The organism is Bacillus sp. SG-1, from assembly GCF_000181495.1.
Lineage (GTDB): Bacteria > Bacillota > Bacilli > Bacillales > Bacillaceae_B > Rossellomorea.
Genome location: NZ_ABCF01000001.1, coordinates 47414 through 62481, shown reverse-complemented (window position 1 = coordinate 62481; position 15068 = coordinate 47414). Strand labels below are relative to the sequence as shown.

Below are 15068 nucleotides of genomic sequence, written 5' to 3'. Positions count from 1 at the left end.
TCTCAATGTTCAAAATGACACCATGCGCTCCGCCCGCGCGGGGTGTCATTTCATCTCAATGTTCTAAATGAGGTCATGCGCTCCGCCCGCGCGGGGTGTCATTTCATCCCAATGTTCTAAATGAGGTCATGCGCTCCGCCCGCGCGGGGTGTTATTTCACCTCAATGTTCAAAATGACACCATGCGCTCCGCCCGCGCGGGGTGTCATTTCATCCCAGAGTACAAAATGATGATATGCGCTCTGCCCGCGCGGGGTGTCATTTCATCCCAATGTTCAAAATGAGGGCATGCGCTCCGCCCGCTCGGGGTGTTATTTCATCCCAATGTTCAAAATGAGGGCATGCGCTCCGCCCGCGCGGGGTGTCATTTCATCTCAATGTTCAAAATGAGATCATGCGCTCCGCCCGCGCGGGGTGTCATTTCATCTCAATGTTCAAAATGAGGGCATGCGCTCCGCCCGCGCGGGGTGTCATTTCATCTCAATGTTAAAAATGAGCTCATGCGCTCCGCCCGCGCGGGGTGTCATTTCATCTCAATGTTAAAAATGAGATCATGCGCTCTGCTCGCGCGGGGTGTCATTTCATCTCAACGTTCAAAATGAGGGCATGCGCTCCGCCCGCGCGGGGTGTCATTTCATCTCAATGTTCAAAATGATGATATGCGCTCTGCTCGCGTGGGGTGTCATTTCATCCCAGAGTACAAAATGATGACACGCGCTCTGCCCGCGCGGGGTGTCATTTCATCTCAATGTTCAAAATGATGATATGCGCTCTGCTCGCGCAAGGTGTCATTTCAACTCAAAGTACCACGTACCAAATGAAACCATGTGCTGAGCCCGCGCGATACAAAACAGCCTTCAGAACCTTTCTAAACAGACACTTAGCAGATTACTGCCTTCAAACTTCTCACAAGGAACCTCATTTTACCCACTCCCTCTCTTCTATCACCAGGCTGGGAATAATTCTACTGCCGATATTTTTGCGACCCAGGATTACCATCGTCAACCGAGAGACAAAAAAAACAGATCACAACGGACCTGTCTTTTTACCCTTCAATTACCTTATCAAATGTATAAAATGGATTGTCTTTCCCCATAAATTGAATTTCTCCCGTTTGCTGGAAGCCATTCTTTTTAAATAGAGATTGTGCTTTTTTGTTTAATGAATATGTATCCGTGCGTATGTAATCCACTTTATTATCTTTTGCCACTTCTTCTGTTTTTTTAATTAAAAGCGAAGCTATTCCTTTACCGCGGACATCTGGATCAACCACTAGGCGATGGAATAAATAGGCGGGTCCCTCTTTTCTCCATTGAGAGGTACTGTACTCTTCCGGTTCATTTTGGTCAATGGTAATACTTCCAACAACCTCATTATCCTCATCAACTGCGACATAGAGTGAATCATTCTCTGCATCCTTGGAAAAATTCCCTGCTAGAGGGTATTCATCAGTCCATTGATCAATATTTTCACTCTTCATAATTTCTACTGTTTTTTTTACTATCTTCATAATTTCTTCTATATCTTCTTTTTTCCCTTTGCGCAAATGATAGCTCAACAATGCTCACTCCTTCTGGGATCTTCAAGCTCAGACCCATCTTGTTCTGCTACTGAACTTACCATTAAAGTTTTGTAATTTCAACTTGAATGATTTCTTCCTTTAGAGCAGGCTTAGATTAACCTGAATTACACCGTTTCATTCAGTGATTTACTCCACAGAAAAAAGAAAAGCCCGGAAATCCGGGCTTTTCTTCGCATCCTATTTACCAATGAACATTTGAGTCCAATAATTACCGTCTGCATCGTGGCCTACACCGATATGAGTAAAGTTACTGCTTAAGATGTTTTTACGGTGGCCTTCACTGTTCATCCAAGCGTTCACCACTTCTTCGGGAGTGCGCTGTCCCATCGCAATATTTTCTCCCGCAGTGCGGTAATCGATACCGAATTGATTCATCATATCAAATGGAGACCCATACGTAGGGCTTGTGTGTGAGAAGTAGTTTTTTGCCTGCATGTCATTTGATTTCTCACGAGCTACATTGCTTAACTCCGTATCAATCTTAAGTGCCGAAAGTCCATTTTTGGCTCTTTCCTCGTTTGTCAGTTCTACTACCTGCCTTTCAAACTGGCTGAGCGTCCCGCTGATAGTTTCAGTTGTTTCCTTATTATCTGCTGCAGGCTGCTGTGGCGCTGCCGGTGCAGTAGCTTTGTTTTCTTGAGCCGGTGCTTCGGCTTCCGCCGGCTGTTCTTCAGCAGGCTGCTCCTGTGCTGCCGGTTGCTCCGTTTTTTGCTGGTACTTCAACTGTACATTATATTTAGACATTAAATTCTGGATCCATTTATTGAGTTCCTCATGGTTTCCAGAGTATTGATAGGTATATACCTTTGTTTGAGTTTGAATTTGGTTTCCGCCAGCTGCCTCTGCATTATTAAAGAACGGTGCAGCCATTAAACTTAAAGCGGTTGCGGTTGATACGATCATTTTCTTATTAGTGTTCATGATGTTCCTCCTCAAAAATGTGGTTGCTGTCTTGCATAATCATCATATCATCAGATTTTTGTCATATTTGAGGATTAAATTGGAAATACAAATGATTTTATATTTTCGGAAAACAGATCGGTGGCAGAAAACCTAGACTAGATGCATTTTTTAGGATATTACCATTTTTTAAATAAAAAGGAATTCATAAAGAAGGTAACCCTTAATTTGGCAGAACAATAGGATTGACATACTTTTCAACGAAGAAGATTTTTGTCGTTTATAACACTTTCTTTTCAAATATAAAATTTATGCTTTCAGTCTATGTATTTCGCAGGTGCTCCAATTGATCGGTATACAGTTTGATCAATTCGTGCTGCCTTTCCATGGAAAGAGATGATTCAAGAATTCGTTTTATTGCAAAATAATACTTAACCTCTTTGCTTTTTCGTATACGGGGATGGCTGTTCTCATCTAATAATTCACGGTTGATTGATTCTGTGAGGATGGTTTGGGATGCCTCTCCTGCCTGGTCCAACGCGCGGTGATTCCATATCGACCTATAGGCTGCCAGAAGTTCGGAATAGTTTCGGTTCAATCATATACACCCTTTCCAATTACATATTTATTGAAAATCATTCAAATACTATCAACAAGTGGTCTATTTTCCATAATGAAAGGTGGTAGTAATATGGGTACTCCATATCGATGTCCCAACTGCAAAACAAACCGCAGCAGATTTAATATTATACAACAGGTCTCACAAAGTGTGAAACTGGATCCTCAATCTGGAGACGTGGTGCAGCAATATGACCAGTCTACCATTGATCCCTTCCACATCCCGTATAAGGGACCCGAGTATAAAGTTCAATGTGGCGCATGCGGGCTTGTAGAAGACGAAAGAACCTTTAAGAAATTTGGAGAAAGCTGACTCTGATCTGCTTCAAGTTGAACAACAAAACGGCCTCCTGTTAAGCAGGGCGGCCGTTTTCATTTTTTATTCGCTGACTGGTTCTGCCTTTTTATATTCTGCCTTCGGTTCATCTTTGTTCGTTTTCCGTAAAGGAATTTCTCTTAAAAAGAATGTAAGCAGAAATCCTGCAGACATGATGATTGCGCCGATTAGAAAGACATTAGTCAATGAATAGCTTAAAGAATCTCTGACAATGTCCATCATCTTTCCGAAGACTGCTTGCATTTCTGGCGGAAGAGAAGCTTGGATTTCCTGCAATTTCTCTCCGTTCATCAAACTTTGCGGACTTTGAAGGGCCTGTAGTTGAGCAGCCGTTTCTGGTGGAAGCGCCTCAAGATCTGTATTCTCCTTCAATTTTGACATTTCTTCATTCATTTTTGAACTCATTGAATTATTCATGACTGTTCCCATGACAGCTACCCCAACTGTACCGCCAATCTGCCTGAATAGCTGTGTAGCGGCCGTCGAAACTCCCAAATATTGATGCTGAACTGCATTTTGCACAGTCAACGTAAACACAGGAAAGCTAAGGCCGAGGCCTGTTCCGACGATAATCATATTAATGACAGCTGTCGTATTGGTTGTGTTGCTATCCATCATAGAAAGGGATGCAAGACCGCTGGCCATGATAAACAAGCCAAGCAATGCAATCAGCTTATATTTACCAGTTTTCGTAATAAGCTGCCCGCCGATTGCCGAGGCGAAGACCATACTCAATGTCATAGGCATCATGACAAACCCTGATTTCGTCGCCGAAGTCCCAATGACTCCCTGTATAAAGAACGGCATATACATGATCGCACCAAACATTCCTGCACCAAGTATGAAGCCTATTATATTGGAAAGCGTGAAGATATCATTTTTAAATAAATGCAGAGGCAGTACAGGATTTGCTGCTTTTTTTTCTGTCACAATAAAAAAGATCAACGATGCTCCTGTTAGTACAAATAATCCAATGATCTGGAATGATGCCCACTCAAAATCATTCCCGCCCCAAGTAAAGGCCAATAACATCGGAATGATGGTCAGGGAAAGCATCAATGAACCCAAATAATCGACTTTCTTTTTCTCCTGAACTTGCTGCGAAGGAAACAACTTCCATATCATAATAAATGCCAACAAGCCAAAAGGCAGAAACACCCAGAAAACCCAATGCCATTCAGCATTGTCTACAATCCATCCGCCAAGTGTCGGACCGAACACACTCGCAAGACCGAAGATACCGCTCATCAGCCCTTGCCATCTTCCTCTTTCCCTAGGAGCAAACAAATCACCAACGGCTGTAAAAGATGTCGACATGATCATCCCTGCGCCAAAACCCTGGATGCCCCGATAGGCAATCAGTTCAATAATCGACCCTGAGAGACCATTCAAAAAAGATCCAAGGGTGAAGACTCCTATTCCAATTAAAATAAACGGCTTTCGGCCGTACATATCAGACAGCTTTCCTACAAGGATTGCTGTTACTGAGGATGTCAGCATAAAGATTGTAAAGACCCAGCTGTAATATTCAATTCCGCCCAAATCAGAGATTATAGTAGGAAGGGCAGTGCCAACTATCGTTTGATTCAATGCAGCGAATAGCATTGCTGACATAATCGCTAACATTATAAGAATTTTCTTCCTTGGCTCTAAATGTTCCATAATATTTCCCCTTATTATTTATTAATATGAATATTTAACTTTGTTAAGTATTTACCCTAACGAAAAGGGTAACTCTCCATATTAAGAAAGTTATCCCTTACAATTCGGCCGTTATTTCGTTTTTTCTAATTTAGTAAATAAGTAAATCAGTTGTTCTATTTCATCATTAGAAAAAGTATTGAACTTTTCTTGGAAGTATTCTGATTTAATTCTCATGCACTTATCCAATATTTCTTTCCCTTTTTCGGTCAGTGTCAATTCCACAACACGGCGGTCCACCGACGACCTTTGCCTGGTTATATATCCTTTTTCCGTAAGGCTGTCTGTCACACTGGTTACATGGCTCGCAGAAACCTCCATCTTCTTAGACAGATCGGAAGCTTTCATTTCTCCATGCTCGGAAAGGTATTTCAAGACAAGCAGTTCACCGCTGGACAGGTACTGGCCATACAGCTTGGTAATATCATGCTTCATCATACGAAATACGTTTCGGAATAATTCTTCTAATCGAAACATTTCACTTCTCAATAAAATCTGACACCTTTCAGAAAGGAGAATAGTTCAGTAAGTTAACTATTTTATTTTAAGATGAATTCTCGTAAAGGTCAACCCTTTATGACTGCATTTCTGATCTCTCTAACTCTTGCAACTCAGTTTTCAGCTTGTTTTCATCGAGATCCTCTCCGATGATGACAAGTGTTTTCGGAAGGTTCATATCTTCCGGCAAAAGAAGCGGCATGCCATATGAGTACTGAAACATAAATGGGTATCTTCTTCCGCTGAATGGAATATATCCTTTCATGCGATAGATGGAATCAGGCAGATTCCTCAACCATTCTTCGAAATCAGTCTGTGAAATAGAGTCTGTAAAGCGATGTACATAGGCCCGCAAATTGAGCTGATGGCCGATAGCACTCTTTTCTCTCTCACCTGACATCTGTTTCCCTTCGAGATTAAGCAAATCGGAAGAGGATACCTTGCTGTAATTGGTCATGATGAGCTTTGCTTTTGGATTGATCTGCTGAATTTCAAATAGAGAAGTGCCTTTTTCCATTTCTGATAATAAATCTTCTTTATTAAACACAAGAAGATGAGCGTGCCTTATTTGTTCCCGCATAAGCTGCAGGACTTGAGGGCTGTAGGCACCCCTGGACACCCATTGTTTCCCATCTACCACTGTAATGATTCCTTTAAAGTTAAAACGGTCTGCAAATAACGGGGACATGACGGCGTCCACCACTTCTACCGGGTGCGCTGCCCCTGTCGTTTCAATGACCAACACATCAAATTCATCCTGGAACAGTAATTCCTGCAGCTGCGATTCCAGCTTATCCTGGATTGAGCAGCAGATACAGCCATCAAGAAGTTCCTTCAAAGGAGTCCCCTCTTCTACTTCCTGTGAATCTATCGAAATGCTGCCTAATTCATTCATTAACACAGCAGGCTTTAAATTTTTGTCCTTTAATGCAGTAATTAAATTTTTAAGCAATGTAGTTTTGCCGCTTCCAAGAAATCCGGAAAGCAGATAGACATCTTTTTTCATGGTTCATCTTCCTTTCAACTTCTTCATAGCCCATTCTAGTCCAAGAATGCCTGTATTACAAACTTCACCTTTCGTCTGATATAATGAACACACTTGAGGAGGTTGGATTTATTGCTTGAATTGACAGGGGAACGAGTGATCCCGGAGAAGATGGATCCATTAAACGGCATGCTGCTTGAACATTTGGCGCGGTATTATTTTTCTGTTGAGTATGCGAATGGAAGGGTTTTGGATATCGCCAGCGGTACAGGCTATGGAACGAAAATTATTGCCAAGGCACAAAAATCGGTCCTTAAAGAAATTGTGGCGGTTGATAATGATGAAGAAACATTAAGGTATGCACGGGCGAAACACTACCACCCGCTCATCCATTATAAAAAATTGAATGCAGAAGATACTGAGCTGCCGCAGAAACTTGGCCAATTCGACGTCATCCTGAGCTTTGAGACATTGGAGCATCTATCACAGGAAGAAACATTCATGAACAACCTTTATACTATGCTTAAACCAGGTGGAACACTTATTATTTCCACACCCTTTGGAGCAGGCAGGGGCAAGCCCACAAATGAGCACTATCATATCCACCAACTGACAGAAAATGAATTTATCCGGCTCTTCGATCTTTATGATGAAAAAGAGTTTTACTATCAAAGAAGTGTGCTGTTGGAACCTAAGAGAGAAGGAAAGCATTATCCGTTTGGAATTGCAGTCTGTAAAAAGAAAAAACACGATTAACTGAAAAAAAAACCATGTACATGCATACAATGGAATAAACACGCCGGAAAGGAATTGTGTGTATGTACTATGAACATATCGTTCCTGTTAATCTCAAAACTTTTTTGGATTCTCCATCCCATACGAATCTCAAGAACCTGTTCCTCACTAATACCGGAGAAACAGATTATCTCGATTTCAAAGCCAGGTGGTCCAATTGGACAAAAATGGCCAAACATATCCTTGCAATCGCCAATACCGGCGGGGGTGCCATCATCATAGGAGTGGATCAATTGGATGACGGATCCCTCGATTTAAAGGGACTGACAGAAGAGGAATACATGGATAAAGCAGATATAGATAATAAATTGCAGCATCTGCTTCCAAAATATTTAAAGTGCCGTACCGAAGATTTTTTCTTTACAGAAGATAATGATCCCGCATTACATTCAAAGCTGTTTCAAGTTCTCATGATAGAATACGATCCTAAATATATACCCTATACTTCTATTGCTGCCGGCGGGGATCTTCGTTATAATGCCATTTATTTACGGCAGGGAACAAAGTCAATTGAAGCTACCCATGACAGGTTGCTGGAGATCATCCTAAGAAAAATTCATTCGGGAAGTATGGATAGTAAAGAAATATCATTGAAAGACCACCTTGAACAACTGCAGACCTTGTTTCTCCTCAAAAAACAGGCACTGGACTTCAGCTTTCAACACTATCTGGAAATGCTGATTCTTAAAAAACAAGAAAAAATTGAAATGTTGATGGGTATTCACGTGAAAAAAGAAGATTGTACTTAGCCAAAAGCCCCCCCATACCAGCCATTGAAAATCATATCGTTATACATATAGATCAAGCTGCATTATTGCCGGCTATGAAGGCAGTCTCTCCTGACAATTCCTGCCGTTTTGGTTCCGGGCAGTACCTCATTCTCTTATATTTAAAAAATTTGCCACAGCTTCTGCATTTGCTTCTGCATCCAATTCCAGGACGAGACCATCATCCTTAGTCATAACATTCCGGTAGGAGTCCTCCACAGGAATTCTCAGCGAATCAAAAGATTCAACTGGATTCATCATGGTCGTCATGCCAAATTTAAGGAGGTCCCCAAGCTCGAGGTCAGTTTCAACAGCCTTTTTACCTTCTCTCATCAGGGAAGACACTGTTTTGATGCCTTCTCCATTTGTCAGCTTTTCCATGATCGCCTTCTGGACCTTCCCTATTACTTCCTGCTGTCTTTTGACCCTCCCAAAATCACCCTCGTCATCTTTGCGAAATCTTACATAGTTCAAGAGCTGTTGTCCATTAAGGACTTGTTTTCCTGGTTCCATGTCCCATTTCCAATGATTGATCATAGCAGACGGAACATCCACTTCGAGACCTTGAGGCATTACATTATCAAAAAAGCTCACAAATCCTTGAAAATTCATCTTAATCACGTGGTCAGCCTCGATGTTGAAGTTTTCCTGAATTGTCTCTTTTAACAGGCTTTCTCCTCCCCATGCATATGCATGGTTGATTTTACTCTTACCATGTCCCGGGATATAAACATAGGAGTCTCTCATAATTGACATCATTTTTGCGGTTTTCGTTTCTGGATGGTACTGGGCAATCATGATAGTATCTGCTCTTGAAGGCTCTGATTCGCGCTGATCAGAACCTATAATCAGCATGTTCAATGGCTCGGTCTTTTCCCCAATGATCTTGTTGTCTTCCTTTTGCTGTCCCTCCGCTCCTGTGTTTTCTATCCATTTCTTGTTGACACTATCCGATTTTATCTCTTGATTGTTTTCAGCTGCTTCTTCTTTCTTTAGCCAATCATCAGAACAGCTGTTAATGATCAAGAAGCAAACGGCCACTTGAATGATCCTTCTGACTGCTTTCATTGAACTCACCTCTTTATCCATAGGCTGTTAACATTTTCGGCCAGAAAAAACCACTCTATACACCAAACTTTGTTTAACTGATCTGTTGTTTTACGCTGCAGGTGTGCGACTCCTATGGACTGGTGATGAGCCTTCTCGGCTTTCGGGGCTGTTCGCGGTGCTTTTACTTTTGACGACAGGTGAGACCAACGTTACGTACCCACTGGAATATTACGAAGAACTTTCAGGAGGGGCACTCAGGTGGTGCCGCCTTCTGTTATGAAATGATTGTCCTAATCTATATTTGTATACCTAATCTACTTTTTAAATTTAAAGCAAGCCATCAAGTTGATCTTCTAACCAAAGTTGCCGGTGTTTGGGGAAGTAAAAAATGCCGCTAATAGAAGAAACTAAAAAAACCGGTTTACAGGCGACCTGTAAACCGGTTTTGGAGCTAATTATTGCAGTTCATCCGTAAGAACTTCAACAGCTTTATTGACTTGTGTGTCATTTGTTTCAATTAGGGTTCTCATATTTTCCATGAGTTTTAATATGCTTTCACTGTTAAGGTTTCCTGTCACTTCAAGACCTTCCTCTTCCTGGAATGCCCTTACTGCCTCAGTTGTTTGTTCATCATAGAACCCGTCTGCTTTACCAGGATTGTATCCGCCTGCTTTCAACATTTCTTCAGCGGCTTTTACTTGGTCTGACAAGTCAGACTCCTTTAATTCCTTATCAGGATTAATATAAGGAAGTTCTGCGTAGGCTGGCAGGGAAACATCGTAATCCGGCTTGATTCCTTTCTCATGAATCCAGGTACCATCCGGAGTAAGCCACTTGGCCGTCGTAAATTTCATGTTGGATCCATCAGTGAAGCTTTCAGACGTCTGAACAGTCCCTTTACCGAATGAATTTACACCAATCAAAGGAATTTCCGCAGACTCACTTACTGCCGCAGCAAGGATTTCAGAAGCACTCGCACTTCCTTTATCTATCAATACTGTCACAGGGACATCGACCTTTTGTCCGCCCTCGGCGACGATTTTTTCTTTATTTCCTTCATTGTCTTCCACCTGAAGAAGGACATCTCCTTCCGGTACAAACAGTGAGGAAATTTTGATGGCCTGATCCAATAGTCCACCAGGGTTTTGGCGAACATCGATGATGAGTCCCTTCATCCCCTCTGCTTGCATTTCATCAAGAGCCTTTGTCAATTCTGTATAGGTATCATCGGAAAAACTGGTAATTTGAACTTTGGCTATCCCGTTATCCAACATCTCTGAATAAACCGTTTCAAGAGGAATTTCATCTCTCGTAATTGTGACTTCTGTCGTTTCATCTGCCCCAGGACGCTGGATGGTCAGCGTGACCTTTGTGCCTTTTTCCCCTCTGATTTTAAGCACTGCATCCGTGACACTTAATCCCTGGATGCTCTCGCCGTCAACTTCGAGGATTTTATCGTTAGGACGCAAGCCTGCCTTCTCTGCAGGCGACCCTTTGATCGGAGAAACGATCATAATATGCCCGTCCTTCTCCTGGATTTCAGCACCTATTCCTTCAAAGGAAGAAGTGATGCTTTCTTCAAACCTTTTTGCCTCTTCTTCATTCATATAATCTGAATAAGGATCTTCCAGTGATTCTAGCATCCCGTTAATTGCTCCATTAACCAGATCATCCTGTTCCAAATCCTTATAGTATTCATTGTTTAAAGCGTCGTAGGCCTCAAATAGCTTCTGAAACTCACTTCTTTCCGGTACACCTACATTTACGGCCTTCTCATCACCAAAAGCCAATGCAAACGTCGTAATTCCTGCTGTTGCAAACACCAAAAAGAATATTAACATGACGAATTGAAACTTTCGGATTTTTATGAAGCCGGAACTATTATTTTCTTTTGATTCATTGTTAGTTTGTTGCTGATCATTGTCCATCAACCATCACCACTTTCATTGCAAATCTTGCTAGCATATTTTTCTTAGAATAGCATGTTTCCTCAATTATGAACACTTTTTTTGCATCGGGTGCTCTATCGGCGCTGATTCTTCGGAACCTCGATAAACAAAACTTTCGCAAAAAAATCCGATAAAATTACACCTTACTCATTTTATCAGTTTTCAAAATTTATCTAAAGGAATATCCCTTTCGGTTTTTATTATGAGTTAAAAGCGCCGTAAAAAATCCAACTGTACTGACCGCAAGCAGGGAATGAAAAAATGAATAGGCCCCAATAAGAGCAAACCCACCTAATAATACTATTGTATCAATGATAAAGATGATAATCCCGACATTCCACCCAGTACTTTTCCCGATAATTTGCGCCAGCAGATCTGTACCGCCTGTTGCTGCTTCCGCAAGCAGCATCAATCCGATCCCAACACCAACAAATGCTCCCCCCGTCACTGCAGACACAACAGGGATCATATGTATAAATTTAGAAATCGGCTCTAGCATATCAATCAGCAATGATGAAAGCCATAGTCCGTGTATACTTTTAAAGAATAAGCTTCGATCAAAAAAGAAGGCAAGCACATATAGAGGAATACTTAGGATGACAATGGTGAGCCCCGGTTTGAAATCAAGCCAGTAATGGCTGATCAACCCAATTCCAATCATCCCTCCATCAAGAAAATGCTGGGGGACAAAAAAGGCATTGATTCCGACCGCAACCAAAAGGCTGCCCAGGACAATTTGCATGTAAACCTTGAACATTCTTTTTCTCCCCCTACTGAATAATTAAATCATGGCAGCATGTCCGTCTACTAACATATATGTAAACAGTATGCGTTTTATTTGTATACATAGTAAGAACCATAAAAAAAGACCTGAAAGGAATTCCCCTCAGATCTCACATCTTATATTTTTTTCACATTTTTAAAATATTCCTCGAGTGTCCAGTCATTTTCATAAATAACCTTTGCTGCCTCTTTACCGACATAACGGAAATGCCAAGGTTCATATTGATACCCAGTAATTTCCTCTTTTCCTCTCGGGTATCTTAAAATGAATCCAAATTTATGAGCATTCTCATTAAGCCATTTCCCTTCAGGAGTATTCTCGAAGGCAATGTTCACTTGGAAGTCATTGCTCTTGCTTGATATATCCATAGCAAGACCGGATTGATGTTCACTATTCCCTGGAGGCGCTACAGCTTTCACCGCTTTCTCTTCCCCGAATTGCTTGATTTCCCTTTGCAGCAGCGCTTCCTGATACGCATAGGAGCGGTATCCTGAGATTGCCGTTAAGTATAGTCCCGCCTCTTGAGCAGCGGCAAACATTTCTTCCAGGGCCTGTGCTGCTTCTTCGCGGATATATGCTTTTTCAATATCCTCGTTTCCAAAAACAAATGGTACATCCGGCCTTACAAGGTCATCGGGTTTATAATCTCCCGTCAAACCAAATTCTTTATTGACCAGTGCCAATTTGTTCTCCGGGTTTGTTATTACTTGTTTTCCGTCAACTGTTTCTACGGTATTGAAAAATTGTGACTCCAGCTGTAAGGAAGGAGGTACATCATCTTCGTTCGTTTGGTCGGGGGGGTCCGGGCTTTCAGAACTGTCATTTTGATTCTCATCAGGCTCTTCCTCATTGTCAATGCCTGCAGCAGTATCATCGCCTTGCTGACCGTCATTACTAACATCCTCTTGCTCTTGTTTAGGATCATCTGCGGAGAATAAATCTTTTGTCCATTCTTCTGCCTGCTGACACCCTGTCAACAGAACGACAGCCGCTGGTACCAAGAGTAATTTCTTCATTTCTTTCACCTTCTCTAACTTTGTCTAAACCATCATAACACTTCTTATCCAATCTGTAATGAGGATAAACTTTTCTTGTGAAGTCTGCATTTCCACATTAATTATTTTATCGACGATCCTGGTGCACAATCGCCCTCTTACCCTAATTATATTTGTTAGCCTCAGTAAACAGCTTTAATACCTCAAGCTTGAGGAGTTGATTTCCACTGCAGCTGTGCGACTCCGCGGAGCGGGCATAAAAAAATAGCCTGCCGGATACCGGCAAGGCTAAGAACCATTTATTTAATTGCAGCTTCAAGAGCAACTTCGATCATATCGTTGAAGGTTGTTTGTCTTTCTTCAGAAGTCGTTTCTTCTCCAGTTAAAATGTGATCAGAAACTGTCAGGACGGACAATGCCTTGCGTCCATATTTTGCAGCAAGGGTATAAAGGGCTGAAGTTTCCATTTCAAGTGCAAGGATTCCATATTGAGCCCATTTTTCATGCTCTGCATTGTCGTTATAGAACATATCAGCAGTAAATACATTTCCAACTTTCAGGTTAAGTCCTTTTTCTTCACCTGCATCATAGGCTCTTTTCAGAAGGCTGAAGTCCGCGGTAGGAGCATAATCAATTCCATTGAAAGTCAATCGGTTCATCTGGGAATCTGTAGAGGAACTCATTGCCAGGATGACATCTCTCACCTTTACATCCTTTTGGATCGCCCCGCAAGTTCCCACACGGATCAAGTTCTGAACATTATAGCTTTGCATAAGCTCATTGATGTAAATTGAAATGGAAGGCACACCCATGCCTGTACCTTGTACAGAAATGCGTTTTCCTTTGTATGTTCCAGTGTAACCGAACATATTCCTTACTTCATTGTAGCAAACCGGGTTTTCCAAAAATGTTTCAGCGATGTATTTCGCACGTAGTGGATCCCCTGGAAGTAAGACTGTTTCTGCAATTTCATTTTCTTTAGCGCCAATATGTATACTCATTGATATTCCTCCAGTTTAAGGTTTTTTATCGTTTACCAAAGTCCATACCTTAGCTTTCTTCTCTTCACCAAGGATATGCATGAACATTGTAAGCTTTTTTGCCAATTCATGCAACGAGTTCATACTTAGGATAACAAAAAGCGAACTGGCTAAACTACTCATAAGGAGGGATTACTATGGCTAAAGAAAAAATGAGTAAAAAACTTCGCCAGGCAGTTGAACATGCCAACAACACAAATCCGTCTTCACGCTCCAGAAATCAGCCTAACTCTTCTAAAACAGAACGATTTAACAGCGGGAGGTAACGTCTTTGGGAAAAAAACACCGTGCACGCATTAATGCGCCTAAGAAAAATAATCACATACCGCCAGAAGGCATCGTCGCTGAAAAAGAAGCACATAATAAGGAACATTCCGGCAACAAGCGAAAAAATGGTCCTGGACATAATATGTAAAAACAAAAAGCTGGCTTCCTAAGTCAGCTTTTTGATTTGTTATACCGCATTTAACCCCATTATCCTTTTATGCCAACTTGTCCACACCGGATTACGCTGTCTACATATTCTGTTATGGAATCTGACAAAGAGAGGAGGAAAATCATGAGAAGACCCAGGGTATATACAACTGGAGTCCTTAGGAGAGAGCCTGATACGGTAACCATAACAGTAAATTTAATGAATTTCCGTTCAACAGAGGATGTATGGGTAGAAGTTTGGGATTGGTCTTCCTACACTAATCCACGTAAAATTCCTGTATTGATAGGGGACAATGATCCTGTTCACTTCCCATTTTGCCTTAGACCTAAAAGCCTGGCTGTCATGTATGCACCTGTTCAGGAAGTAACTTTTTATGAAGTCCGGATTGTTCACGCAGGCGGCAATAACCTTATTGCCAATACCTTCGGCAGAAAGCAGAACCTTGAAGCTCAGGAAGGGAACACCGTGCTGAACTCACAACTTGTAACCGTAGACCTGAATTGTTTTGATCAGTCAGGTTAGGAGAAAACTGCAAGACTGCAAAAAACCTGTTTCCAGTAAACTGGTTACAGGTTTTTTTTTAGTTCTAATGAGGATTTCGGGAGTATCTCAAAAATACATATTCATCATTA

General features: G+C 41.6%; 17 protein-coding genes. 6 read left to right on the top strand and 11 right to left on the bottom strand.

Annotated features, from left to right (window positions below; genetic code table 11):
* Positions 1–1044: 1044 nt before the first annotated feature.
* The 3 genes from BSG1_RS00350 to BSG1_RS00340 all read right to left on the bottom strand — a co-directional run bounded on the left by BSG1_RS00350 (position 1045) and on the right by BSG1_RS00340 (position 3079).
* Positions 1045–1557, bottom strand: coding sequence for a GNAT family N-acetyltransferase (locus BSG1_RS00350; protein WP_006834763.1), 513 nt, complete (start codon positions 1555–1557; stop codon positions 1045–1047).
* Positions 1558–1758: 201 nt separating this feature from the next.
* A complete protein-coding gene (locus BSG1_RS00345) occupies positions 1759–2502 on the bottom strand; it encodes a CAP domain-containing protein (RefSeq protein WP_006834762.1) in 744 nt (247 codons plus the stop codon).
* Positions 2503–2803: 301 nt separating this feature from the next.
* Positions 2804–3079 carry a hypothetical protein gene (locus BSG1_RS00340; protein WP_006834760.1) on the bottom strand — a complete coding sequence of 92 codons (276 nt, stop codon included), beginning with the start codon at positions 3077–3079 and terminating at the stop codon, positions 2804–2806.
* Positions 3080–3172: 93 nt separating this feature from the next.
* Here BSG1_RS00340 and BSG1_RS00335 point away from each other — a divergent pair, with 93 nt between their 5' ends.
* Positions 3173–3412 carry a hypothetical protein gene (locus tag BSG1_RS00335; RefSeq protein WP_044022143.1) on the top strand — a complete coding sequence of 80 codons (240 nt, stop codon included), beginning with the start codon at positions 3173–3175 and terminating at the stop codon, positions 3410–3412.
* Between the two features lie 66 nt (positions 3413–3478).
* Here the strand turns inward: BSG1_RS00335 and BSG1_RS00330 are convergent, their stop codons facing one another.
* The 3 genes from BSG1_RS00330 to BSG1_RS00320 all read right to left on the bottom strand — a co-directional run bounded on the left by BSG1_RS00330 (position 3479) and on the right by BSG1_RS00320 (position 6641).
* A complete protein-coding gene (locus BSG1_RS00330; protein WP_006834758.1) occupies positions 3479–5098 on the bottom strand; it encodes an MDR family MFS transporter in 1620 nt (539 codons plus the stop codon).
* A gap of 111 nt (positions 5099–5209) precedes the next feature.
* A complete protein-coding gene (locus BSG1_RS00325) occupies positions 5210–5614 on the bottom strand; it encodes a MarR family winged helix-turn-helix transcriptional regulator (protein ID WP_044022289.1) in 405 nt (134 codons plus the stop codon).
* 97 nt (positions 5615–5711) lie between these two features.
* Complete coding sequence (locus tag BSG1_RS00320; RefSeq protein WP_006834756.1) at positions 5712–6641, bottom strand: CobW family GTP-binding protein; 930 nt, start codon at positions 6639–6641, stop codon at positions 5712–5714.
* Between the two features lie 111 nt (positions 6642–6752).
* On the opposite strand from BSG1_RS00320, the gene BSG1_RS00315 reads away from it, so the two are divergent.
* Together BSG1_RS00315 and BSG1_RS00310 are read left to right on the top strand one after the other, a co-directional pair.
* Positions 6753–7376, top strand: coding sequence for a class I SAM-dependent methyltransferase (locus BSG1_RS00315; protein ID WP_044022141.1), 624 nt, complete (start codon positions 6753–6755; stop codon positions 7374–7376).
* Positions 7377–7438: 62 nt separating this feature from the next.
* Positions 7439–8164 (top strand): AlbA family DNA-binding domain-containing protein, encoded by a 726-nt coding sequence (locus BSG1_RS00310; RefSeq protein ID WP_006834754.1) that lies wholly within the window; start codon positions 7439–7441, stop codon positions 8162–8164.
* Between the two features lie 126 nt (positions 8165–8290).
* Here the strand turns inward: BSG1_RS00310 and BSG1_RS00305 are convergent, their stop codons facing one another.
* The 5 genes from BSG1_RS00305 to deoD all read right to left on the bottom strand — a co-directional run bounded on the left by BSG1_RS00305 (position 8291) and on the right by deoD (position 13961).
* Positions 8291–9250: an LCP family protein gene (locus BSG1_RS00305; protein WP_198008164.1), complete on the bottom strand. Its 960-nt coding sequence runs from the start codon at positions 9248–9250 to the stop codon at positions 8291–8293.
* A gap of 437 nt (positions 9251–9687) precedes the next feature.
* Positions 9688–11160, bottom strand: coding sequence for a S41 family peptidase (locus BSG1_RS00300; RefSeq protein WP_006834752.1), 1473 nt, complete (start codon positions 11158–11160; stop codon positions 9688–9690).
* Between the two features lie 190 nt (positions 11161–11350).
* Positions 11351–11938 (bottom strand): YitT family protein, encoded by a 588-nt coding sequence (locus tag BSG1_RS00295; RefSeq protein WP_006834751.1) that lies wholly within the window; start codon positions 11936–11938, stop codon positions 11351–11353.
* Between the two features lie 143 nt (positions 11939–12081).
* Positions 12082–12981: a D-Ala-D-Ala carboxypeptidase VanY gene (locus tag BSG1_RS00290; RefSeq protein ID WP_044022140.1), complete on the bottom strand. Its 900-nt coding sequence runs from the start codon at positions 12979–12981 to the stop codon at positions 12082–12084.
* 278 nt (positions 12982–13259) lie between these two features.
* Positions 13260–13961, bottom strand: coding sequence for a purine-nucleoside phosphorylase (gene deoD, locus BSG1_RS00285; protein WP_006834749.1), 702 nt, complete (start codon positions 13959–13961; stop codon positions 13260–13262).
* Positions 13962–14137: 176 nt separating this feature from the next.
* Between deoD and BSG1_RS21470 the strand changes: the two genes are divergently transcribed.
* The 3 genes from BSG1_RS21470 to BSG1_RS00280 all read left to right on the top strand — a co-directional run bounded on the left by BSG1_RS21470 (position 14138) and on the right by BSG1_RS00280 (position 14958).
* The gene (locus BSG1_RS21470; protein ID WP_269479301.1) at positions 14138–14266 is read left to right on the top strand and encodes a hypothetical protein; all 129 of its coding nucleotides are present in this window, start codon (positions 14138–14140) and stop codon (positions 14264–14266) included.
* A 5-nt stretch (positions 14267–14271) separates the two neighbouring features.
* Positions 14272–14415: a hypothetical protein gene (locus BSG1_RS21045; RefSeq protein WP_006834747.1), complete on the top strand. Its 144-nt coding sequence runs from the start codon at positions 14272–14274 to the stop codon at positions 14413–14415.
* Positions 14416–14559: 144 nt separating this feature from the next.
* On the top strand, positions 14560–14958 hold the full coding sequence (locus BSG1_RS00280) for a hypothetical protein (protein ID WP_044022139.1): 399 nt from the start codon (positions 14560–14562) through the stop codon (positions 14956–14958).
* The last annotated feature ends 110 nt before the right edge of the window (positions 14959–15068 follow it).